The sequence below is a fragment of the Photobacterium rosenbergii genome, from assembly GCF_033022775.1.
Taxonomy (GTDB): Bacteria; Pseudomonadota; Gammaproteobacteria; order Enterobacterales; family Vibrionaceae; genus Photobacterium; species Photobacterium rosenbergii_A.
In genome coordinates, this window is sequence record NZ_JAWJZI010000002.1 from 379,164 (window position 1) to 401,140 (window position 21,977).

Below are 21,977 nucleotides of genomic sequence, written 5' to 3' on the forward strand. Positions count from 1 at the left end.
TTTTTTTGAGGTGAGCGTATGAAAGAAAAGCAGTTGATTGAAGAAAGGACACATCTTCGGTTTGATGTTGAAGAACTAAAAAGAGAAATTGAAAAACAGGCGAACAGTGAACCAGATATCAAATGGTATGGAAAACAGTATGTTGTAACAGTTGTACGAATCGTCTTATTTGCTTTTGCCGTATCCGTCATTCTTTTATTTGGGCTATTGTCTATGCAGTAATGGCTGAAAAGAGTAACTTATGACAAATGAAAAATGCCGCACCTATTTGGGCGGCATTTTACTTTTGCAAAGGTTAGTTTACTTTACGTTGTATTTTGCATCAGTGCGGATGTATAGCGTCACTTCGTTATCGCCAGTATTTACGAGTTCGTGGGTAAAGTCGCCCGTAGATTCGATATAGCTACCTGCCCCTAGGTTCATTGCTGTCTCTAGGTCTTTCGATTTATAATTAAACTGCCCTGCAATCACAACAGCACGGAATTCACTGGCCTTGGTTGAGATAGTACCGCTAAAACCAGAAGGTATTTTTACCATCGATCCACCTACCGCAGAAGTGCGGTATCTTCGGTACGGTCACCCCACAGATCGGCCGCACCGGGACTTAAGGCACCACGTAGTGGGTTAAGATAGCCCCATTCAATTTCATCACGAGTCCTGTTCTCATCGTTTTGTTTGAGGTGAGTATAGTTGCATCAAATTGCGTGTGTAATCGCCAGCGCTATGAAAATAGTCTTAACGAAAACCAGCATAATTAAACTTTCTAAGCTAGATGAAATTGGCACAATTAAAACTTATTGGAAGTAAAAAGCCCCGTAAACACTCAGGTTGTTTACGGGGCTTAGACTTACTGGTTTAAGTTGCTATGAGGGGGATCATAGCACCTCAACCATTAAGCTTGCGTCGCTGTGATGAAGTCGTGGTAGTACTCATCCAGCACCTTACGGGTTTCGCGGCCAATTAGCTCATACTCGTGGTGAGTCAGGTTAGCTAGCGAGACGCGTACCGAGCCGTGTACAACGTCGAAACCTTTACCCGGTAGCAAGATAACGCCGGTTTCGTGAGCAAGGCGGAACAAGAAGTCCTTACCTTTGTTGTTGCCTTTGAACCAGTCAACGAATTCTTGGCCGTACATCTTGGCACCCAGTACATCAAGGTCCAGCAGGGTGTAGTAATCAACGCGGTTGACATCTTTTTCCATCTCAACACCCATGTTTTTGTACAGGGTGTTGTAACGCTGGCGGATAATGTTCTTACAGGCATCTTTATAGGTTTCTTCCGCATCCATTAGGCAAGCTAGTGAGAATAGTGCCATCTGAACCTGTTGTGGAAGAGAAAGGCCTGCGGTGTGGTTAAGGGCAACACCACGGCTTTCTGCAACCATGCGGTCGATAAATTTAATCGTGCGTGGCTCTGGAGTCAGTGTTTTATAACGGTCATCCAGTAGCAGTTTTTGCTCTTCAGATTGGTTCTGTAGTGCGTCATCGAACACGTTGTTGTGTTGAATACCGATAACGCCCAGACGCCAGCCTGTTGCACCGAAGTATTTAGAGAATGAGTAAACACATAGGGTGTTGTATGGGCATTTAGCAAATAGAGATACGAAATCATCTGCAAATGTGCCGTATACATCATCAGTAATGATGAACAGATCTTTACGCTTGGTGTCGATTAGCGTTGCAATCTTGTCTAGTGTCTCATCAGACATTTTCACCGATGCAGGGTTTGCAGGGTTTACCACGCACAGTAGTTTGATATCCGTGTCTTCTAGCTTGGCAATTTCTGCATCCGGTAGCTGCCATGTTTCTTCATCTAGGCGAAGCTCAACAATGTCCAGTTCGTACTCAGTCAGCTCTGGGATTTCCAGGTAAGGGGTGAAAATTGGCGTAATAAGCGCAATTTTGTCACCTTTTTTAAGCAGGCCGTTGTTGAACATAGACTGGAAGCTGTAGGTCATTGACGCTGTTCCGCCTTCAGTCGCGAAAAGGTCAAAGTCATTCGACATTGGGATGTTGCCGTACATTTCCTGGCCGATGTATTGCTTAACCACTTGTTCGATGTTGGTCAGCATGCGATCAGGCACTGGGTAGTTACAGCCAAGGAAAGCGTTAACCAACTCGTTAAGGAATACCTGCTTGTCGATACCTAGGCGGTCTTTGGTGTAGCTCAATGCTTTTTGCAGGAACTTCACACCTTCGGCGTTAGCGTTTTGCTTAGCAAAAGTGTCGAAGCGCTCAACAATGCCCACACCGTCTGGGATACCACCGAAACCACCGTTCAGGTAAGAGTAAGTACGCTCTGATTCTTCCAGGGCAAAATCACCCAGGCGCAGGAAGGCGCGGCGAGGAAGCGTCGCTAGGAAGTTAGGGTTACCACGGCCTGCATCTAGCAGAGCACGGTCTGGTACGGTTTGTGCCACTTCAATCAATTTGTCTTTAAGCTCAAATGGGCTGAGGTTCGCGAATTTTGAAAAGTCGATAGTGTTAGTTTCAGTTGTCATAATACTTTCTCTTTAAAGGGGGCGTAATTGGCTGTCCCAAATACACCCGCAAGTGTTGAGTTAATGTTTAAATAAGATTCTGTGTGGGGTTACATACCGGCGTTTTTACTGATAATGCCGATAATAATTGGCCCCCAAAGTGTCAGTAATACGTTGGCTACCGCGTAAGTTACTGTGAAGGTAAATACCGGTGTAGAGTTGCCAGCTTTTTCAAGTAGGGCGGCAAAACCAGGGTTGGCACTGCGACCACCGGTTACACAACCTAGCGCTTCAATCGGGTTTCTAATTCTCAACACGTAGTAAGAGAAGAAGAAAGAAATAAGCTGCGGAATTAAGGTAACGCCTACACCAAGGAACAGTAGCGTCAAACCATGCTCTTGTACCGCCACGACCGCTTGCGGTCCTGCTTCAAGACCCACGATGCCGACAAAGACAGCCAAGCCAAAATCACGCAGGAAGTTACCTGCACCCAGCGGCAGTGAAGCCACTCGAGGGTTGCGGCTGCGCAGCCAACCAACCATCAGGCCTGAAATCAGACAGCCTGCACCAGAGCCGATAGTGACTGGGATACCCGCGATCTTGAAGCTAATCATGCCAATCAGGAAGCCCAGTACCATCCCCAGGCCGAAGAACACATAGTCGGTGACAAAGGCAGAGCCCAAGCGTTTACCGATATTGTTCTCGACACGGTTAATATCTTTTGCCGTACCAGTTAGCTGGATGACATCATTCTTTTTCACCACCACATCAGGGCTTATATCAACACTATTGCCAGCACGTTTGTAATCAGTGACATAGATACCACGCGCTACATCGGCATTGGTTTCGCGCTTAACCTGCGCAAGGGTCTTACCGATTAATTTGGAATCCGTGGCAATCAGCTGGCGATTTTCTTCGATAAGCTCGATACCTGCAGGTACCTCGACTTCCCGGCCAATGTCCTGGGCAATTTCACGGACCTGGTTGCGGCGACCAGTGACGATAACCACATCACCGTTTTGGATTGGGGTGTACTTATCGATATCAAGGCTTCTGCCGTCACGCTCAATGACTTCAATGGCGATCTCGAGCAGGTTCTCGTTCGCTTGGGCAATGGTCTTGCCTTGCAGGCTGCTTTTTGCATCCACCAAATATGCACGGGTTACCAAATCGGTCAGCGCGTTGAATTCACCCGGTGCGAGCTCAGGTTTGCCACCAGAGACTTTCTCAGCCAGCTTGATGGCTTCGCCGCGAATATCCCATTTCATGATGGTTGGGATGATCCAGGTCACCATCAAAATAGGACCTAGCGAGCCAAAGATATAGGTGACCGCGTAGCCTACCGCCACGTTGGTTTGCATCAATTGCTTAGCTTCCGCAGTTAGGCCTGAAAGCTTGGCAATTGCATCACCCGCTGTACCAATAATGGCAGACTGAGTCAGGCCACCCGCCGCAAGGCCAGCAGCCGTGCCTCGGTCGAGATCGAAAATCCAAGCTGCTGCCAATACGCACAATAAACCGGTGACTGTCATCACGACTGCAGAAAGCAGGATGTTCACAGTACGGAAGTTTAAAGCACTAAAGAACTGGGGGCCGCCCTGGAAACCAACTGCGTAAATAAAGAGAGCGAAGAAAATACTTTTTACGCCTGGATCAATATGAACGCCGAATTGCCCAATGAGAACACCGACTAACAGTGTACCTGCAACACCACCTAGTACAAATCGGCCAATTGTAATTTTACCAATTAAGTATCCGAAGGCTAATGTTAAAAATAGGGCGATAAAAGGCGAACTACTAATTAAGTTTTGAATAATAGTCATCGTTTTACCAATAAGAAATATAATGTCATATTTGATATTCAACGGAGTCTCCGTGAATAATAGTTTGAGCAGCAAAAATTAGCCTGTGCTCTGGTTCGTGAAAAATAATAGGGCGAGATTATTTAATCTAATAATCACTTTTGTAGGACGTTACCCATCAATAATTAAATCCATCAATAACGATGGATGCTATCCGTCAAAACCGATTATTGAAATCTCTTTAGACTACTTACTCTATGCGGCCAAATTATACGGTCAGCGATACGTGGCCTAGTTTCCTTAATCAAATAACGAAGAAGGTGAGATATGTCTGGTATTCTATCCATTCAGTCACATGTTGTGTATGGAAAGGCAGGGAATAGCTCAGCGGTATTTCCGCTGCAGAGAATGGGGTTTGATGTTTGGCCTATTCATACCGTGCAGTTCTCTAACCATACCCAGTATGAACAAGGGTGGACAGGCAGAGCCTTTGCTGCTGAAGATATCACCGAGTTGGTCAGCGGTATCGACAATATAGGGAAGCTAGACCAATGCCTAGCCGTGCTATCAGGCTACCAGGGCAGTGCGGAGCAGTGCGAAGCTGTTATCGACACGGTCAAGCGGGTCAAAGCGCGTAACCCTGAAGCTATCTATACCTGTGACCCTGTAATGGGTGACCCAGCCAAAGGGTGTATCGTGGCGCCGGGCGTAGCAGAAGTCTTGGTTAGCCAACTGATGCCAATGGCGGATATTATTGTGCCTAACCAATATGAACTTACCCAGTTTACTGGTTTGGAAATTAACAACCTACAAGATGCCATTACGGCATGCCAAGCCGCATTGAGCAAAGGCCCAAAACTGGTCGTGGTTAAACACCTTCACAGTGTCAGCAACGACACATTCACTATGATGATGGCCTCTGAAGACGGTGTGTGGCTGGCCGAACGTCCATATTTAGCTTTTTCCAAGCAGCCAGTTGGCGTAGGTGATTTGATATCGGCCTTGTTTACGGGGAAATACCTGAGTAGCCAAAACTCGCGGATTGCTTTTGAGTTCTGTAACAATGCCAGCTATTCAGTATTAGAGAAAACGTACCAATTGAATGAGTGGGAATTACAAACAATTGCAGCCCAGGACGATATATTCTTCCCGAGAAATAAATATAAGTTGAAAAGGATTGCTTAGTTTGTCTAGTAATAATCAATTAACCACTTGGTTTTCTCTTGTCTACAAGAGTTTAGTACCGACCTTGATGTTGGTATTTTCGATGATTGGTGTAGCGGCAATTAAGCCCTTTCAAATCATAACTGGCTTCCAGTTAATGAAAGTCTTTTTTTAAAATAATAATCATATTGACCTCTCATGTTAAAAAAAATCACTTCCACGGCTGCTTTTTTCAGTGCAGCCATGACTGTTATTCCAGCAGCAAACGCAATCTCATTCACCGATCCTGTGGATGGTAAGTTTGACATGGGAGATTACCTTGCAGAAAACGCTTATGGTTTTCTACCCGTACCGATCATTATCACCGAACCTGCTGTCGGTTATGGCGGTGGTGCTATGGGTATTTTCCTCCATGAGTCGGAATCAGAAAAGCAACAGCGTAAACAACTCGCACAACAATCACTGGATGGTGGAGCCCAACTTATTCCGCCTGCTGTAACAGTCGTTGGGGCTGCCGGGACTCAAAACGGCACATGGCTAGCTTTCGCTGCTCATCGCCGGACATGGAATAAAGATAAGATCCGATATTTGGGCGCTGTCGGTTACGGTAACGCCAAACTCGATATCTATGACACGCTTACATTGGGTGGCAATGATATTGAGTTGGCATTTGATACTGAATCTACCGGCCTTGTGGTGTTGCAGAAAGCAGAATTTAGGGTAGGAGAATCCCCGCTATTTCTGGGAGTTAAACAGTTTTTTTCGCACTCAACTATTGAGTCGTCCAACTCGCTAGCAGATAAGCTCCTGACGGGGTTTATGGGTAAAGAGACAAACATGTCCAGTATTGGCTTTTTGGCGAAATATGAAACCATAGACAATCTATTCTTCCCCCGAAACGGCTTTGTGGTGAATGCTGAATATGACCTCTACCGAGAGGCTATCGGGAGTGACTACGAATATGATCAGTTCAAACTGGAAGGGGAAGGCTATATTCCACTGAACGACAAATGGACTGTGGCTGTTGCTGGTGATTACCAGAACCTAAAAACCGATGAGTGGTTTTTACCGCCTTTGTCTAAACCTTACATCGATTTGAGAGGTGTTTCGGCGTTTCGTTACCAGGGTGATGAAGTAACCACCCTGCAAGGCCAATTGATGTACCACCTAGATAACCGTTGGACCCTATCTGGCTTCTATGGTGCGGGTAAGGCAACTGACAATGGGCTTTTGAAAAACCCTCTTACTAAAAGTGAAAGTAGTGTTGACGCCTATGGTGTGGGCTTCCGATATCAAATTGCACGTCGGTACGGTATCCATATGGGGGTAGATGTTGCCTTTAGCGAAGGTGACAGTACGTTGTATTTTCAGGTGGGTTCAGGGTTATAAAGGCTTTATGCGCTTTTAAATAAGGGTGGATAACGTCCTACATAATGGATTACGGCATTTGATGTCAACTCTCTACAATACGCTTCATTCACGGGCTAGTGGCATTCGTTTAGCGCGTTGGGCATGAACTTAATTCACGATCATTTTTCTGAAGAAGATTTTTATGAAACTGTTTACTCGTACTCTGGTGGCAACAACGATTGCCATGGGCTTGGCTGCCTGTGGTAGTGATGATAAAAAAGAAAGCCCGGTTGACAATAGCGCTGTAGTGTATAGTGATAACGCCACAATTACAGGCGTGGCTGAAACAGTTCAGATTACTAATATCAATGGTGAAACAGAGAATGTTCAAATAGAAGCCTATAAAGGTCTGCGTTTTGCCAAAGCCGAGCGTTTTCAGCATAGCCAGTTGATGAGTCCCAAGGGTGATATTTCAGCGAAAGCGTTTGGTGATATTTGTCCGCAAACAAGTGCAAGTATTGCCACCCAATCAGAAGATTGCCTTAACCTGAATATTTGGCGACCAGCAAATATTGAAAATGACAGAAAACTTCCGGTGTATGTCTTTATTCACGGTGGATCATTTGAAACCGGTTCCGGCTCACACAAGCTCAACCGGGGTGATGTCATCGTTGCTCAAAGTGTCTCGGACACTACATTAGGTGAGCGTACAGAACCGTTTATTGCAGTGACCTTGAACTACCGGTTAGGGATGTTGGGTAGCCTGCATAGCGAAGAGGCTACTGGCGGCAATTATGGTCTTGGCGACCAAAAACGTGCACTAGAGTGGGTGAAAAGCAATATTGATATATTTGGCGGTGATAGCACCAATGTCACGGTTTTCGGTCAAGATGCAGGGGCTATGTCTATCGGTATTATCCAGCAAGCTACTGCCAACGAAGACGACAAACAGTTTGATTATTTTGACCGCGCAATTATGCAGAGCAACCCTATTGGGTTGGCTCTGAAGGACAGCAGTGCTGCTGAATCTGTTAAGAATACGATCACAGAATTTGCCGCTCAACAATATCAAACAACACTCGACAAACTGTCAGTTGAAGAGATTGTTGAAGTACAGCAAATTGCAAACCGTGCGGATAAGAAACTGATCGGGTGGTTTACTTCGGCGCCTAACACTTCATCAGTGATGCCGTTCGCACCATATATTGAGGTGGAAGAGGGCGATGAAAACCGTACTGGGCAGGTACAGGTTGTCGAGCAACCTTACCAGACACAATTTCAAGTACCGACAGTGCTTAGCTATAACAAATACGACTCGTCAAAATTTGCGTCGATATTGGATCTCACTTTTTTATATAACTTATCAGACGATGATGGGAATCCATTACTCATTCCAGAACTTGGATTTGATGAGTCAATCACTACCGAGGATGTTTTGGGTTTGATGGATAAGTTACTTGAAAGAGATGATTTATCCTTATCACAAAGGTTAGCAATTATTGCTGCAAAGGCTGTTGTAGAGGGGATGGATATTGATGTGACTATTCGTCAAAATTTATATAACGTCATTCCTCGCTTATTCTTTGGCCTCCTGAACAACACTGCTTCAGGCGCACTGAAGTTAGCGGACTACGCACCGAATGATGATAAACAGCTATTAGATGATGGCGCACTGAGCAATATTACCAAGTACCACAAGCTGATGAATGATGTGATCTACGCGTGTGCCGGATACAGTGTTGCGCAAAATCAAGAGAGGGTACCAGTAAGCTTGTATCAGTATGATTTCAAAGCTGGCTTTTCTGTTAATCCCCTGGATTTGGATTTTCCTGAAGACGTGAAACAAGATCCGATGGGTATCATCGACCCGCTTAACGGGACGCTGAAGTCTGTAGGCTGCATTGCGGGTAAGGCGTGTAACAGTGCTGAACTGCCGTTTGTGTTTAACAAGAACTACAACGTCAATGAGCAAAAAATGCTGTCTCTTAGCAACAGCGATAAAGCCTTGCAACAGGAAATGTCACGACGTTGGTTTAGTGATGATCTTTTTAGTCATGTGAGTGATCCTCGTGATGTGATGGTAGTGACCAATGAGGGTCGGTTTGACTATCAATCGAGCTGGGATGAACAGTACAACCAAAGTATAGATCCAAGTGTTTCGACTGGGTTATGCACAGCATTAGGACAGCAAGATATTCTATTTGACTATATGAGTATGTAGTCGATCTTTAACAAAATACAGCAGGAAGGTTCTTGGACCTTCCTGTTTACTTTCGCCCTTAATGATTTTCATACGAAATGAATACCACTTAGTTTTAAAGCCCAGGAATATTTTGCTGGGTATTCTGTACGTCGAGGCTCTATGGATACTTTAATTTCAATTGGCACATTGGAATCTTTTCTAATCGCAATTTGTGTGCTTATTCTTGGTTTGGTTATCAATAAGCATGTTGCCGTTTTCCGCAAGTTTAGTATTCCCGAGCCAATTGTCGGCGGTTTGGTAATTGCCTGCATCATTACAACCCTGCACCTTAGCGATATACAAATAGAATTTGATTTACCCCTACAAAATACTTTAATGCTGATGTTTTTCAGTACCGTGGGTTTGGCGGCAAGCTTTAAGCAGCTAGCCAAAGGCGGGGCTAAGGTATTTGTTTTTCTGCTGGTTGCTTCCATTTATATCATTATCCAGAACGGTGTAGGGGTCGGAATGGCGACCATGTTGGGTCTTGAGCCCTTGATGGGGCTGATAGCTGGGTCCATCACTTTATCTGGTGGGCATGGTACCGGTGCGGCTTGGGCGCAAACATTTTCCGACAGTTTTGGCCTGGAGCATACCATGGAGATTGCAATGGCTGCCGCAACCTTTGGGCTAGTGATGGGGGGAATTATAGGTAGCCCTGTCGGTAAAAGGTTGATCAATAAGAATGCACTTACACAGGCCTGTAGCGAGGAAAGTCTAGGGCAATCTGATGTCGTCACGTTTATAGAAACAAAGATTGAGCGGGTAACAGCACAGAAAGTCATCGGTAACCTGTTCTTGATCATGCTGTGTGTAACAGGAGCTAAATACCTCCATCAACTCGTGAATGGTTTGGAGGTAGATTGGTTGATGATCCCGGACTTTGTCTATGCATTGTTTATCGGTGTGATCATCACCAACATTTGTGATGTGTTGAAAGTTAAGCCAGTAGATACCGAAACCACAGATATTTTAGGCACGGTTTCACTGTATTTATTTTTGGCGATGGCTTTGATGAGTTTAAAACTTTGGAATATCTTCGATTTGGCTTTGCCGTTTTTACTTATCCTAATCACACAGACGGTAATCCTGGCTCTGTTTTCGTATTTTGTCACGTTCAGGTTAATGGGTAAAAACTACGACGCAGCTGTCATATCAGCAGGGCACTGTGGCTTTGGGTTAGGGGCAACGCCGACAGCTGTTATGAATATGGGAACGCTGGTTAATGAGTATGGGCCATCGCCGCAAGCCTTTGTTGTCATTCCTATCGTCGGAGCCTTTTTTATCGATATGGTTAATCTGGTAATTTTACAAGGATTTATCAGCGTAATTGCTTAAACCTTCTATTAGCCAACGATTTAAGTCAAAAAAGCCTGCAATATACTGCAGGCTTTTTTTATAAATAGTTAACGATGGGTTTGGTCCATCATAAGGGATTATTGGGTTATATGTTTTTACCTTATATTCTCCCTCGCTAACTGATGTGACGGCTACATAAATTAAAATCCAAACCTCAAATCAGTTCAGATTAAAAAATAAAACCAAGCAAAATTATTTTATTGCTTTTCTCTATTGATTTACTTATTAGGAAATAAAAAATGAAGAAAACACTTATCACTCTGGCATTGGCAAGTATGGCGACGACAGCAACAGCAGCAAATGTTTATAGCCAGAATGGTAGTGAACTAAACATCGGCGGTCGTGCAGAGTTCCGTGGTGACTTCAATGGCAAGGAAAATGGCGACAAAGTTGATGGTACGATGCAGAACAAGAGCCGTTTCCGTTTAAATGTCGGTGGCTCAACGGAAATCAATGATAACCTCACTGGCTATGGTTTTTTCGAAGGCGAACAAACTGTCAATTCATCAAGTGATAACGAACAAGAGACTAACTTTAAGCAGCGTTATATGTATGCAGGCCTTAAAGGCAACTGGGGTGCACTGTCTTTTGGTCGCCAGAATACAGCCGGTGTACAAATCTCTGATATGTCGGATATCGCGACATTTACAGGCGCACAGAAATCATTCATTGCATCAGGAGACGAGCAGATCAACAACACTATCGCTTATGGTGTTCAAGTAGGTGGTGCCAATGTGCAGGCAAGTTACATTCTAGGCGAGGACGACAATTCAGACGGTTACGGTGTCTCTGTACTTTACAGTTTCCCAATGGGAGTTGGTATTGCTCTGGGTTATTCTGCTAATGAAGTGAATGACGGCGATGACCAGGACCAAATCATTGCAGGTGTGAATTATACTCGTGGTGGGCTAAATACAGCTTTAACCTACACTAACGGTAGCTACAACGACGAAGATGACTTCAACGGTACTGAGTTTGCGGTGAAGTACAAATTCCAAAATGATTTTATGTTGATTGGTGCTTATCAAAACCAAGAAATAGGTGGGGATACTACTGCTGATTTCTTCGAAGTGACAGCTGGTTATGATTTTTCCGATAACATCTATGGCTACCTTGCCTACATGAATAACCGCCTAGATGCTGGTGATGGTTACCAAGACATCCTAAAGGTTGATGCTGAAGATACTGTTCGTCTAGGTCTGCGTTACACTTTTTAATTAACATCTAATTGTTTCTTTAAATAGAACCCCAGCAATATTTATATTGCTGGGGTTCTTCTCGTTCAATATTTTTCCAATAGCCGCTAGCCACTAAAAAAAAGCCCTAACTATATGCCAATGTAAAATACAATCAGCATAGAATTAGGGCAAAAAGCCTATTACATTAAAACAATGTCAGGCCTCCTCTTCCGATGAGGAACATGAAACAAGTTAAATAAACATAGCAGTTACAACATATGGTCAGCAAGAGTGGGCTGCTTTTTGTTGAACAGTTAATATAAATGCAACCTCCCTTTTTTGCAATATATTAATTTAAAGTTTTCGTATTTTTTATGAAGGGTTTTATCCATCAAATGAGATGTGCAGCTAGTACTTTCAATAAATATAATAACTATATTCTCAAGACATAGATAAAAAGGAGTTTTTAAAGTCGTTATAGAGTTATTGGGAGGGTAACATTGAATGGTTTAGCGAGTGATAATATACAGCAAGCTGCCAATAGCATGTTGATTAGTCAGAGTATTGTTGGTTCAAGCTTGGTTTTCATTTGTTTTGCAATGAATGGTCATGTTGACATTAAGTCTGTGTTGTTTGGAGTGATTTTGTCTATCCTTCCAACGCAACTAGGAATGCAAATGGCAAATTTCAAAGTTAAGGTTCTTGGGGTGTTTAACCCTAAGTCGTTAGCGGTAACAAATATTACAACCAAGTGGGCATATACAGCATTGCTATTTATTTCTGTAATTCACTTTTCATCAGTGAGTTATACGGAGATGCTTCTGGCCTATGTGGTTACTACGTTAGCACATTTAATCTCGCCTGCTTTTAGTTAACCAGTTGTAGGATTAAATGAGGTGGAAATACTCACAACGGCTCATGATTATATTGAGCACCATCTTACCTTTCTAACACTAGGAGAAGGGTTCTGGAGTATCAACCTTGACTCCATGTTGATGGTTTGGATTTTTGGTCTTGTTTTTATTGGTGTTTTTAGGTTTGTAGCAACGAAAGGAACCAGTGGAGTTCCCAGCCGGTTTCAATGCTTCATAGAGATCACCTTTGAATTTGTAAATGATTTGGTTAAGGAGATATTCAAAACCCAAGATAAGTTAATTGGCCCATTGGCATTAACTATTTTTGTGTGGGTTTTCCTAATGAATGCGATTGACTTGCTGCCAATTGACTATTTCCCGATGTTTACCAGAATATTAGGCTTTGAGCATTTTAGGGACTTACCATCGGCAGATGTGAATATTACCATGTCAATGGCATTGGGTGTGTTCATTCTAATTATTGGCTATACATTCAAGCATAAAGGTATTAAGGGGTTTATCAAAGAGTTGACAACGCAACCGTTCGATCACCCTTTGCTATATCCAGTAAACTTTGTTTTAGAAATGATTACATTGATTTCTAAGCCAATTTCATTAGGTTTACGTTTATTCGGCAATATGTATGCAGGGGAAATGATTTTTATCCTGATCGCATTAATGCCTTGGTGGATGCAATGGGCACTAAGTGTACCTTGGGCGCTATTCCACATTTTAATCGTCTTTTTACAAGCGTTTATATTCATGGTTCTTACCGTCGTGTATTTAGCGATGGCGGTTGAAGAAGACTAATTTCAAATTAACACACTGAATTAAATTTTATCTAGGAATTATTATGGATCTTGCAAGTGCAATTCTTTATGTCGCTGGTGCTTTGTTGATTGGCTTGGGTGCTGCTGGTGCAGCAAGCGGTATTGGTAACCTGGCGGGTAAATACCTAGAGGGCGTAGCGCGACAGCCTGATATGACTCCTATGCTTCGTACTCAGTTTTTCATCATGATGGGGCTTGTAGATGCGGTGCCAATGATCGGCGTTGGTATTGGTCTCTACATTATCTTTGCCGTGGCCTAATCCTAATTAATAACGAAGCTTAATCTGGGGATGTTATGAATTTAAACGCAACCCTGCTTGGCCAGGCAATTTCCTTTGTGATTTTTGTATGGCTATGCATGAAGTACGTGTGGCCACCTTTATTGGCGTTATTGGATGAAAGACGGGATGAAATTGCTAAATCTTTGTCTTTATCGGTCAATGCGGAAAAAGAACTGCAAATCGCAAAGGCCAATGGCCAGCAATTGATTGATGAAGCCAAGCAAAACGCCTCCCAACTGGTTGAGCAAGGTAATCAGCGTAAGGCTCAGATTATCGCAGAAGCCCAAGCGGTTGCTGGACAAGAAAAGGAACGCATTGTGGCGCAAGGCCTGGGTGATATCGAAATGGAGCGGAGCCGAATGAAAAACGAGCTCAAGGAAGAGATGGCTTCATTGGTGATTGAATGTGCCCAAAAGCTGATTGATAAAAACTTGGATACATCAACTAACCGTGAGTTTGTCGATAAGTTAATCCGTGAAATCTAAAAGGGAAGAATGATGTCAGACGAAAATAGCATTGCTCGTCCCTATGCAAAGGCTGCATTTGAGTATGCCAAAGATCACGACGCACTAGCGTCTTGGAGTGACATGCTGGCTTTAGTAGGCCAGGTGATTCATGAACTTCAAGCAAGCGAAACGATGGCGTCTGTAAGTGATAAAGCGGTGTGGTTACAGGTTGTTGTTGATGTATGTGGCGAGAATATTGACACGTATTTTACTAACTTCCTCAAAGTCATTGCAGAAAATGACCGTCTATTGTTGCTCCCGGACATTACAGCATGTTTCGAGCAGATCTTGGCGAGCTTTCAACGAACCAAGGTAGTCAGTGTCACTGTCGCTGAGCCTCTGCAATTATCTCAGGCAGAAAAACTGACCAGCGCTCTGGAGTCGAAATATCAATGCACTGTCGAGTTAGACATTGACGTTGATGAAGCATTAATAGGCGGCATGGTGCTCAAAGATGGTGAAACCGTATTGGATGGCAGTATCAAGCATGCTGTGGACTCGCTATCGAGCCGCTTACATAGTTAATAGGTAAAAAAGATATGCAATTAAACTCGAATGAAATCAGCGAGCTAATTAGACAGCGCATTGAACAATTTGATCTGCCGGCACAGGCTCATAATGAAGGAACCATTATATCTGTTAGCGACGGCATTATTAAGATCAACGGCCTTGCAGATGTGATGCAGGGCGAGATGATAGCCTTGCCGGACAATCGTTTTGCCCTTGCCCTTAACTTAGAGCGTGATTCTGTCGGCGCAGTAGTCATGGGCCCTTATGCAGATTTGTGTGAAGGTATGAAAGTGCAGGGAACCGGTCGTATTCTTGAAGTACCCGTTGGTAAGGGGCTACTAGGTCGGGTGGTTAATACACTTGGTCAACCTATTGATGGCAAGGGGCCGATTGAGCATGACGGCTTTGCTCCGGTGGAAATTATTGCACCGGGTGTGATTGACCGTAAGTCGGTCGACCAGCCAATCCAAACGGGCTACAAGGCGGTTGATGCCATGGTTCCCATTGGCCGAGGCCAGCGTGAGCTGATCATTGGTGACCGCCAGACGGGTAAAACGGCAATGGCCATTGATGCCATTATCAACCAAAAAGACTCGGGTATATTTTCTGTCTATGTCGCTATTGGCCAGAAGGCTTCCACCATTGCCAATGTCGTTCGCAAACTGGAAGAACATGGCGCGCTGGAAAATACCATTGTTGTGGTGGCATCGGCTTCAGAAGCGGCTGCGTTGCAATACTTGGCACCTTATGCCGGTTGTACCATGGGTGAGTATTTCCGTGACCGTGGTGAAGACGCCCTTATTGTTTACGATGACTTGTCAAAGCAAGCGGTAGCATACCGTCAGATTTCACTGTTGCTGAAGCGACCACCGGGTCGTGAAGCGTTTCCGGGCGATGTGTTCTATTTGCATTCGCGCCTTCTGGAAAGGGCTGCACGGGTTAATGCCGAATATGTCGAGCGTTTTACCCAAGGTGAAGTAAAAGGGAAGACTGGCTCGTTAACCGCGTTGCCAATCATTGAAACCCAAGCCGGGGATGTGTCTGCATTCGTTCCAACTAATGTGATTTCGATTACTGATGGCCAGATCTTCTTGCAAACCCATCTGTTCAACGCGGGTCTGCGCCCAGCGGTTGACCCGGGGATCTCTGTATCCCGGGTAGGTGGCGCCGCGCAGAGTAAGATCATGAAGAAACTGTCCGGTGGTATTCGTACTGCACTCGCGCAGTACCGTGAATTGGCCGCATTCGCCCAATTCTCCTCTGATTTGGATGATGCTACCCGTAAGCAGCTTGATCATGGCGAGAAGGTGACGGAGCTGATGAAGCAGAAACAATACTCGCCAATGCCGGTTGCCGAACAATCGCTGAGTATTTTTGCTGCTGAAAAGGGTTACCTCACTGAAGTGCCGCTGGCACGCGTCGTCGAGTTTGAAACGGCTTTGATTGATTTCGCCAATAGCCAATATAGCGATCTGCTAACCAAGATAAATGTTAGTGGCCATTATGACGACCAAGTCGAAGCTCAATTGCATCAAGTGCTGCGGGAATTTTTCGCAACACAGGCATTTTGATAGCTGGAGGGCGATATGGCGAACGCTAAAGAAATCCGCACCAAAATAGCCAGTGTGCAAAGCACACAGAAGATCACCAGTGCGATGGAAATGGTTGCTGCCAGCAAAATCAAAAAAGCACAGGACAATATGGGCGCGACGCGCCCCTATGCCGAAACGATCCGCCGGGTGATCAACCATGTTGCTTCCGGCCAGCTCGAATATCACCATCCATATTTGGAGCAGCGTGACATCAAGCGGGTAGGTTACATAGTGATTTCGTCCGATAGGGGGTTGTGTGGTGGCCTAAATAGTAATTTGTTCCGTCAGGTCTTGCAGGATCTGCAACAGTGGCAAACAAAGGGTGTTGAGGTTGAACTCGCGGTGGTTGGTTCGAAAGCAATTGGCTTTTTCCACCATACCGGCAGCGTGGTCGCACAAGCATCGGGTCTCGGGGATAAACCACAGCTTGAAGCTTTGATGGGGCCAGTCAATGTCATGCTCGAACAATACGAGAGTGGGAAGATAGACAGGTTGTATTTGGCGAACAATGTATTTGTGAATTCGATGGTGCAAAAGCCGACGGTTTCACAACTGCTTCCACATCCCGACATGATGTCGGGTACTGAGCCAGAGAATACCAAGCCATCCCGCTGGGATTATATCTATGAGACTCCGCCGAAGGAGATGTTGAATGAACTCATGGTTCGCTATTTAGAATCCCAGGTTTATCAAGGTGCGGTAGAAAGTACCGCCTGTGAAATGGCAGCAAGGCAGATGGCCATGAAAGCGGCGACCGATAATGCCGATGACCTAATTAATGATCTACAGCTGGTGCACAACAAGGCACGACAAGCGGCAATTACTCAGGAGCTGAGTGAAATTGTGGCAGGCGCGCAAGCGGTATAAAGAGAATGACTGAGGTAGAAATGAGTACAGGTAAAATTGTTAAAGTCATTGGCGCGGTTGTCGATGTCGAGTTTGATCATGATGCAGTGCCCCGTGTATATGATGCATTGAAAGTAGCGGGTGAAAGTAATCTTTCACTGGTACTGGAAGTCCAACAGCAAATTGGCAGTGGCATTGTACGTTGTATTGCAATGGGCTCTTCTGATGGGTTGCGTCGTGGCTTGGTGGTTGAAAATACCCATAACCCAATTACCGTGCCGGTGGGAGAGAAAACACTCGGCCGTATCATGAATGTATTGGGTGAGCCGATTGATGAATGCGGTGAAATTGGTGAAGAGCAATCATATCCTATCCACCGTGAAGCCCCATCCTATGAAGAGCAGGCGAATAGTACCGAGTTGTTGGAAACCGGGGTAAAAGTAATCGACTTGATCTGCCCTTTTGCCAAAGGGGGTAAGATCGGCTTATTTGGCGGCGCGGGTGTAGGTAAAACCGTCAATATGATGGAGCTAATCAATAACATCGCCAAAGCGCACTCAGGGCTTTCTGTTTTCACCGGTGTCGGTGAGCGAACCCGTGAAGGTAATGACTTCTACTATGAAATGCAGGAGTCAGGGGTATTGGACAAAGTAGCCATGGTGTACGGCCAGATGAACGAGCCACCGGGTAACCGCCTGCGTGTAGCCTTGACCGGGCTGACCATTGCTGAGCGCTTCCGTGACGAAGGCCGTGATGTGCTGCTGTTTATCGATAATATTTATCGTTACACCCTGGCGGGAACCGAGGTTTCTGCCCTATTGGGACGCATGCCTTCAGCGGTAGGCTATCAGCCAACCCTGGCAGAAGAGATGGGTGTGCTGCAGGAGCGAATTACATCGACCAAGCAAGGCTCTATCACCTCCATCCAGGCTGTGTATGTGCCAGCGGATGACTTGACGGATCCTTCTCCGGCGACCACTTTCGCCCACTTGGATGCTACCGTTGTACTGTCGCGTAATATTGCAGCACTAGGCTTGTACCCGGCGATTGACCCGCTTGATTCGACCTCCCGCCAATTGGATCCACAAGTGGTCGGCCAAGAGCATTATGAAGTTGCCCGTGGGGTGCAGACAGTGCTGCAGCGCTACAAAGAGCTCAAAGATATCATCGCGATTTTGGGCATGGATGAGTTGTCTGAAGAAGATAAGCAAACCGTTGCCCGAGCTCGTAAGATAGAACGATTCTTGACCCAGCCATACCATGTGGCAGAAGTTTTCACTGGCCAGCCAGGTAAATTCGTTTCCTTGCAAGAGACTATTGCAGGCTTCAAGGGGCTGCTAAACGGCGATTATGACGATATTCCGGAACAAGCCTTCTTGTACTGCGGTGCTATCGACGAAGTAATTGAGAAAGCGAAACAACTTTAATTTAAGGAGGGATCATCATGGCTATGGGGGTCACTCAGAAAACCTTTCAGCTTGATATTGTCAGTGCTGAAAAAAAACTATATTCCGGACCTGCCCATGCACTTGCGGTATCAGGGCAAGACGGTGAACTAGGTATAAGGCCGGGTCACTCGCCTTTACTGAGTAAATTGAAACCAGGCGTTGCGAGTTTTGTGTCAAATATAAAGGATCCTGAAGAAATCCTTTATATTTCTGGTGGAATTGTTGAGGTGCAACCTTCTGTAGTAACCGTGCTGGCCGATACGGCGATGCATGGGAAGGACATCGATCAAGCCCGCGCAAATGAAGCTCGTCGAGCTGCTGAAGCAAATATCCAAGCCCAAGCAGAAGGCCAAGGTTTCCAAGTGGCACAGATGGAATTGGCAAAAGCCGTTGCTCAACTTAGAGCAATTGAGCTAACCCAAAAGTCTATGCGCCGCTAAGCATTATCTCCAATAATACCGATAAAGCTCTGGGCAGTACCGAGCCCAGAGTTTATTTTGGCAGCAACAGAATACATGAAAGCTAAGTATTAATATCAAAGTTAATTATCATAGTGTAAATCATGAAATTAACTTTGCTATTAAAAATAAGATTTCAGGTTGCGTGTATGGTTAATAAAATAATGTGCCGAGTATCAATATTGGCATTGCTATTTTCATCAAATTGCTTTGCCAATATTATTATTGACACTAAAAATGTCGATCAGGAAAAGTATCATGCTGATATGTTTGAATGTCAGCAGTATTCCCAGCAAGTTCAGCATCAACAAGTCGAAAGCACAGGTCAATCCGCTTTAGGTTCGACCGTAAGAGGAGCAGCACTGGGTGCTGTAGGTGGTGCGATAGCAGGAGGCCATGGTTCGGATGGAGCCAAAGTAGGGGCAGGAATCGGGTTGGTCAGCGGACTAACATCCCACCATCGGGCAAAAGAGCAGAGCGAAATTGCTTACAGTGCTGAAGTGGAACAGGTTATTAAGCACTGCATGGCCAGTCGTGGCTATACCGTATTGAATTAAAGGTGTACAGAGAGGACATATGAATTCTATTTACCCTTTTGAATATAAGCTAACTGCTGTTGACTATAAAAAACTCACTTCAGTGTTTTATGAGTTAGTGCAAGGTGGTGGTTTTGAATATGACAAAGCATACACGGATGATTTGTTAAGTTACTTTATTTCTGATTTGAGCCTTAGTGAACTCAAGAGGCGATTTGATGGCGATGAGTTAACTTATACAAATGATTTTGAAATGCTCAATGATCCTATCTTTAATCATCAATATTCTATGATCAAAGATTACAACGTTAACTTCCATGGTATTAAGAATACATCGACCTACTGTGATCTTCATAGTTTGTTCGAAGAGGCGCTGTTGGAGCTGCGTGTCACAGGCTCAGTGATTAAGGTTGACTATATTGATACACCCTTTGAGTCTGCTGATATTCTCAATGAATTGGAATCTCGGCTATCAGAACTACTGATACGCCATGTGAGTGCTGATATCGCCATCCAAACAGAACATAACAGCAATGTGAAATTAGTGGATCAATCAGTCATCATTGACAAGCACGCCATAGTGAGCGTGATCTACCACAAAGATATTATTGAGATTGCCAGTGAAATTAATGAGGTAGTCGAGAAAGTCAGCCAGGAATACCAGTTCAACTATCAATTACTCCATGAGCATGAAATGGAATTAGATAACCTGAAATATTTCAATATTAACAGCGCTTACCAAAGCTATAATATGCCGCTGCTCAAGGCTTATATCAACACAGTTGAAGAAGAAGTAACGGGGTAAGGGATATCGCCCCAAAGGCAAAACAACAAAAAGCCCTGAACGGCTATCCGTTCAGGGCTTTTGCGTTAACAATGACTTATATTCAACGGCTATTTATATTCAGTCACGCGTGCAGAGTATTCAGTAATATCGGCATCGCCAACAATGTGTTGGTAGTACTGGACAGAAAAGTAATCAGGGTTGTCTTTACCCACGCGCTTCATAATTTCACCTTCAAGCGCTTCAAAGCTATGTGTGGAGGTTAGGAAATAACGGCGGGTTTTATCCAGCCCCATGTACTTAGCCTGTTTTTTGGTGACATACACATCTTTGTATTCTTCGCTGACTATCATCTTAACGTCAGCTTCTTCAAAACCGCCGTGTTCATCGGGGGTCACGATAGCCATTACTTGTCCTTCGACATGCACTAATTGAGAAAGCGATGTATCCAGCTTATCGTGGTTGGACTGTTGCGTTTCAATCGGTTGGGCCACAGCGTTAAAAGAGAGCGCAATTAGAGAGGCAATCATTAATTTTTTCATTTTATTTTCCTAGTGTGTTGTGTATAAAGGCTTGTTTTAAGTTAGTAATATTGGGCTAACCGGTTGAATTATATTTATAATTATCCAACGGGCTAACTCGCTTATGATGGATTCCACCCTCGTAAACTTTGCAGGTATATAAGTAATCAATAGATGGTGTGGAGCACATTTCTGCTAGGTTGTTGTCACACTATTGCTCGAGGCCAATAGAGCGGAATAGCAAAAGGGTGCTAATGTTAATGAATGATTCTAAAAGAGATTAGCGGTAGTGACCTTTAGTATTGAACAACTTACCACCTTTGTCGCAGTATACGAGACCAAGTCCTTCAGTAAAGCGGCCACTCAGCTTGGCAAGCACCGAACAACGACCAGTCAGGTGATCAGTAACCTCGAAGATGACTTGGCTATCTCTTTGTTTGAGCGAGTGGGTCGCAGTGTCGAAGCCACCAATGCCGGCAGGATGTTATATCACTATGCAAAAATGGTGGTTGAGCAAGCTAGGGCACTCAACAAGGTAGCGATGAGTTTGTCGGCAGGTATGGTTGAAGAAATTAACATCGCCTACTCAAGCTTTATACCCAATAATGTGTTGGTTGCGATAAGGGACAGGTTGTCTGAGCAGTTTCCATTGCTAAAAGTGAATTACTTCATCCGCTCGAAACCAGAGATAGAAGCTGGAATCGAAAATGGAGATTTCCAGTTTGCTTTTGTTAATGTCGATGCGCGCCGAGCGATGCATAGCAAAGATGCAACACTTTTTAGAAACTTACCTTTTAGCATATATGCTTCGAAATATAGCGAGCTAGCTAGAACCCCCCGTGACTTAGTTTTATCCAAACTCAAAACGACCAGGCAACTGGTATTGAAATCTATGGTTGATGATGAAATGGCTGAAAAGATCATCATGTCCGCAAACTATGAGGTGGTGGATAGCATGGCTTTAATGGTTAAATTGATTAAGGAAGACATAGGGTGGGGAGTGTTACCAGCTGTTACTTTTCACGAAAATAGTGTCGACGGCGTGCAAGAACTTGAGTTTGATGAGTTGGAAGATGCCCTTATGGTTCCTGTTGGTTTTTGGTGCGCTTATTCTGAAAATCTATCCGAAATAAAACAAGCGATTAGAGATGCGGTTTCAGACTTTTTAGAAACATCTCCCCGGTATAAGCGTTAAATACATAATACCCTGTTATACTCAACAGGGTATTGAATTAAC

At 44.5% G+C, this 21,977-nt stretch carries 23 protein-coding genes and 1 pseudogene; 18 read left to right on the forward strand and 6 right to left on the reverse strand.

Annotation, left to right across the window (positions count from 1 at the left end; genetic code table 11):
* Nucleotides 1-18: 18 nt before the first annotated feature.
* Nucleotides 19-222 carry a hypothetical protein gene (locus tag R2X38_RS05900; RefSeq protein WP_317521247.1) on the forward strand — a complete coding sequence of 68 codons (204 nt, stop codon included), beginning with the start codon at nucleotides 19-21 and terminating at the stop codon, nucleotides 220-222.
* Between the two features lie 78 nt (nucleotides 223-300).
* Here R2X38_RS05900 and R2X38_RS05905 read toward each other — a convergent pair.
* From R2X38_RS05905 to aspT, 4 genes and pseudogenes are all read right to left on the reverse strand, one after another.
* Nucleotides 301-543 (reverse strand): annotated as a pseudogene (locus R2X38_RS05905) (DUF4437 domain-containing protein); the annotation flags it as partial.
* A 2-nt stretch (nucleotides 544-545) separates the two neighbouring features.
* Entirely contained in the window at nucleotides 546-644 is a 99-nt protein-coding gene (locus tag R2X38_RS26775; protein ID WP_411184826.1) for a hypothetical protein, read from the reverse strand.
* 248 nt (nucleotides 645-892) lie between these two features.
* A complete protein-coding gene (locus R2X38_RS05910; protein WP_317521249.1) occupies nucleotides 893-2,500 on the reverse strand; it encodes a bifunctional aspartate transaminase/aspartate 4-decarboxylase in 1,608 nt (535 codons plus the stop codon).
* A gap of 89 nt (nucleotides 2,501-2,589) precedes the next feature.
* Nucleotides 2,590-4,302 carry an aspartate-alanine antiporter gene (gene aspT / locus R2X38_RS05915; protein ID WP_317521245.1) on the reverse strand — a complete coding sequence of 571 codons (1,713 nt, stop codon included), beginning with the start codon at nucleotides 4,300-4,302 and terminating at the stop codon, nucleotides 2,590-2,592.
* Between the two features lie 306 nt (nucleotides 4,303-4,608).
* On the opposite strand from aspT, the gene pdxY reads away from it, so the two are divergent.
* A complete protein-coding gene (gene pdxY, locus R2X38_RS05920) occupies nucleotides 4,609-5,466 on the forward strand; it encodes a pyridoxal kinase PdxY (RefSeq protein ID WP_317521250.1) in 858 nt (285 codons plus the stop codon).
* Nucleotides 5,467-5,582: 116 nt separating this feature from the next.
* Here the strand turns inward: pdxY and R2X38_RS05925 are convergent, their stop codons facing one another.
* Nucleotides 5,583-5,753: a hypothetical protein gene (locus R2X38_RS05925; RefSeq protein WP_317521703.1), complete on the reverse strand. Its 171-nt coding sequence runs from the start codon at nucleotides 5,751-5,753 to the stop codon at nucleotides 5,583-5,585.
* Here R2X38_RS05925 and R2X38_RS05930 point away from each other — a divergent pair.
* From R2X38_RS05930 to R2X38_RS06000, 15 genes are all read left to right on the forward strand, one after another.
* Nucleotides 5,689-6,834 carry a BamA/TamA family outer membrane protein gene (locus R2X38_RS05930; RefSeq protein WP_317521252.1) on the forward strand — a complete coding sequence of 382 codons (1,146 nt, stop codon included), beginning with the start codon at nucleotides 5,689-5,691 and terminating at the stop codon, nucleotides 6,832-6,834. The genes R2X38_RS05925 and R2X38_RS05930 overlap by 65 nt on opposite strands.
* Nucleotides 6,835-6,997: 163 nt before the next feature.
* Nucleotides 6,998-9,016, forward strand: a complete 2,019-nt coding sequence (locus R2X38_RS05935) for a carboxylesterase family protein (RefSeq protein WP_317521253.1) — start codon at nucleotides 6,998-7,000, stop codon at nucleotides 9,014-9,016.
* A gap of 141 nt (nucleotides 9,017-9,157) precedes the next feature.
* Nucleotides 9,158-10,375 (forward strand): sodium/glutamate symporter, encoded by a 1,218-nt coding sequence (gene gltS, locus R2X38_RS05940; protein ID WP_317521254.1) that lies wholly within the window; start codon nucleotides 9,158-9,160, stop codon nucleotides 10,373-10,375.
* A 260-nt stretch (nucleotides 10,376-10,635) separates the two neighbouring features.
* Nucleotides 10,636-11,613, forward strand: coding sequence for a porin (locus R2X38_RS05945; RefSeq protein WP_317521255.1), 978 nt, complete (start codon nucleotides 10,636-10,638; stop codon nucleotides 11,611-11,613).
* Between the two features lie 461 nt (nucleotides 11,614-12,074).
* Nucleotides 12,075-12,449, forward strand: coding sequence for a hypothetical protein (locus tag R2X38_RS05950; protein ID WP_317521257.1), 375 nt, complete (start codon nucleotides 12,075-12,077; stop codon nucleotides 12,447-12,449).
* 21 nt (nucleotides 12,450-12,470) lie between these two features.
* Nucleotides 12,471-13,238 (forward strand): F0F1 ATP synthase subunit A, encoded by a 768-nt coding sequence (gene atpB / locus R2X38_RS05955; RefSeq protein WP_317521258.1) that lies wholly within the window; start codon nucleotides 12,471-12,473, stop codon nucleotides 13,236-13,238.
* 40 nt (nucleotides 13,239-13,278) lie between these two features.
* Nucleotides 13,279-13,518, forward strand: coding sequence for a F0F1 ATP synthase subunit C (gene atpE / locus R2X38_RS05960; RefSeq protein ID WP_237156928.1), 240 nt, complete (start codon nucleotides 13,279-13,281; stop codon nucleotides 13,516-13,518).
* Nucleotides 13,519-13,553: 35 nt separating this feature from the next.
* Entirely contained in the window at nucleotides 13,554-14,024 is a 471-nt protein-coding gene (locus R2X38_RS05965) for a F0F1 ATP synthase subunit B (RefSeq protein ID WP_317521259.1), read from the forward strand.
* A gap of 12 nt (nucleotides 14,025-14,036) precedes the next feature.
* A complete protein-coding gene (locus R2X38_RS05970) occupies nucleotides 14,037-14,570 on the forward strand; it encodes a F0F1 ATP synthase subunit delta (RefSeq protein ID WP_317521261.1) in 534 nt (177 codons plus the stop codon).
* 14 nt (nucleotides 14,571-14,584) lie between these two features.
* A complete protein-coding gene (atpA, locus tag R2X38_RS05975; RefSeq protein WP_317521263.1) occupies nucleotides 14,585-16,126 on the forward strand; it encodes a F0F1 ATP synthase subunit alpha in 1,542 nt (513 codons plus the stop codon).
* Nucleotides 16,127-16,141: 15 nt separating this feature from the next.
* A complete protein-coding gene (gene atpG, locus R2X38_RS05980; protein ID WP_317521264.1) occupies nucleotides 16,142-17,014 on the forward strand; it encodes a F0F1 ATP synthase subunit gamma in 873 nt (290 codons plus the stop codon).
* Between the two features lie 20 nt (nucleotides 17,015-17,034).
* The gene (gene atpD, locus R2X38_RS05985; RefSeq protein ID WP_317521265.1) at nucleotides 17,035-18,420 is read left to right on the forward strand and encodes a F0F1 ATP synthase subunit beta; all 1,386 of its coding nucleotides are present in this window, start codon (nucleotides 17,035-17,037) and stop codon (nucleotides 18,418-18,420) included.
* Between the two features lie 17 nt (nucleotides 18,421-18,437).
* On the forward strand, nucleotides 18,438-18,881 hold the full coding sequence (locus tag R2X38_RS05990) for a F0F1 ATP synthase subunit epsilon (protein ID WP_317521266.1): 444 nt from the start codon (nucleotides 18,438-18,440) through the stop codon (nucleotides 18,879-18,881).
* A 122-nt stretch (nucleotides 18,882-19,003) separates the two neighbouring features.
* A complete protein-coding gene (locus R2X38_RS05995; protein ID WP_317521267.1) occupies nucleotides 19,004-19,456 on the forward strand; it encodes a glycine zipper family protein in 453 nt (150 codons plus the stop codon).
* A gap of 19 nt (nucleotides 19,457-19,475) precedes the next feature.
* Nucleotides 19,476-20,240: a hypothetical protein gene (locus R2X38_RS06000; RefSeq protein WP_317521268.1), complete on the forward strand. Its 765-nt coding sequence runs from the start codon at nucleotides 19,476-19,478 to the stop codon at nucleotides 20,238-20,240.
* Nucleotides 20,241-20,329: 89 nt separating this feature from the next.
* Here the strand turns inward: R2X38_RS06000 and R2X38_RS06005 are convergent, their stop codons facing one another.
* The gene (locus R2X38_RS06005) at nucleotides 20,330-20,761 is read right to left on the reverse strand and encodes a hypothetical protein (RefSeq protein WP_317521270.1); all 432 of its coding nucleotides are present in this window, start codon (nucleotides 20,759-20,761) and stop codon (nucleotides 20,330-20,332) included.
* A gap of 268 nt (nucleotides 20,762-21,029) precedes the next feature.
* On the opposite strand from R2X38_RS06005, the gene R2X38_RS06010 reads away from it, so the two are divergent.
* Nucleotides 21,030-21,935, forward strand: a complete 906-nt coding sequence (locus R2X38_RS06010) for a LysR family transcriptional regulator (protein ID WP_317521271.1) — start codon at nucleotides 21,030-21,032, stop codon at nucleotides 21,933-21,935.
* The last annotated feature ends 42 nt before the right edge of the window (nucleotides 21,936-21,977 follow it).

Bases quoted from the DNA above. Each gene is read 5' to 3' on its own strand.
- R2X38_RS05965 (WP_317521259.1), top strand. From the start codon at position 13,554: ATGAATTTAAACGCAACCCTGCTTGGCCAGGCAATTTCCTTTGTGATT.
- R2X38_RS05930 (WP_317521252.1), top strand. From the start codon at position 5,689: ATGACTGTTATTCCAGCAGCAAACGCAATCTCATTCACCGATCCTGTG.
- R2X38_RS05990 (WP_317521266.1), top strand. From the start codon at position 18,438: ATGGCTATGGGGGTCACTCAGAAAACCTTTCAGCTTGATATTGTCAGT.
- gltS (WP_317521254.1), top strand. From the start codon at position 9,158: ATGGATACTTTAATTTCAATTGGCACATTGGAATCTTTTCTAATCGCA.
- R2X38_RS05925 (WP_317521703.1), bottom strand. From the start codon at position 5,753: ATGTCAAACTTACCATCCACAGGATCGGTGAATGAGATTGCGTTTGCT.
- R2X38_RS06000 (WP_317521268.1), top strand. From the start codon at position 19,476: ATGAATTCTATTTACCCTTTTGAATATAAGCTAACTGCTGTTGACTAT.
- atpG (WP_317521264.1), top strand. From the start codon at position 16,142: ATGGCGAACGCTAAAGAAATCCGCACCAAAATAGCCAGTGTGCAAAGC.
- R2X38_RS06005 (WP_317521270.1), bottom strand. From the start codon at position 20,761: ATGAAAAAATTAATGATTGCCTCTCTAATTGCGCTCTCTTTTAACGCT.
- R2X38_RS05945 (WP_317521255.1), top strand. From the start codon at position 10,636: ATGAAGAAAACACTTATCACTCTGGCATTGGCAAGTATGGCGACGACA.
- atpD (WP_317521265.1), top strand. From the start codon at position 17,035: ATGAGTACAGGTAAAATTGTTAAAGTCATTGGCGCGGTTGTCGATGTC.
- R2X38_RS05970 (WP_317521261.1), top strand. From the start codon at position 14,037: ATGTCAGACGAAAATAGCATTGCTCGTCCCTATGCAAAGGCTGCATTT.
- atpA (WP_317521263.1), top strand. From the start codon at position 14,585: ATGCAATTAAACTCGAATGAAATCAGCGAGCTAATTAGACAGCGCATT.
- pdxY (WP_317521250.1), top strand. From the start codon at position 4,609: ATGTCTGGTATTCTATCCATTCAGTCACATGTTGTGTATGGAAAGGCA.
- aspT (WP_317521245.1), bottom strand. From the start codon at position 4,302: ATGACTATTATTCAAAACTTAATTAGTAGTTCGCCTTTTATCGCCCTA.
- R2X38_RS05935 (WP_317521253.1), top strand. From the start codon at position 6,998: ATGAAACTGTTTACTCGTACTCTGGTGGCAACAACGATTGCCATGGGC.
- R2X38_RS05910 (WP_317521249.1), bottom strand. From the start codon at position 2,500: ATGACAACTGAAACTAACACTATCGACTTTTCAAAATTCGCGAACCTC.
- R2X38_RS05995 (WP_317521267.1), top strand. From the start codon at position 19,004: ATGAAATTAACTTTGCTATTAAAAATAAGATTTCAGGTTGCGTGTATG.
- R2X38_RS05900 (WP_317521247.1), top strand. From the start codon at position 19: ATGAAAGAAAAGCAGTTGATTGAAGAAAGGACACATCTTCGGTTTGAT.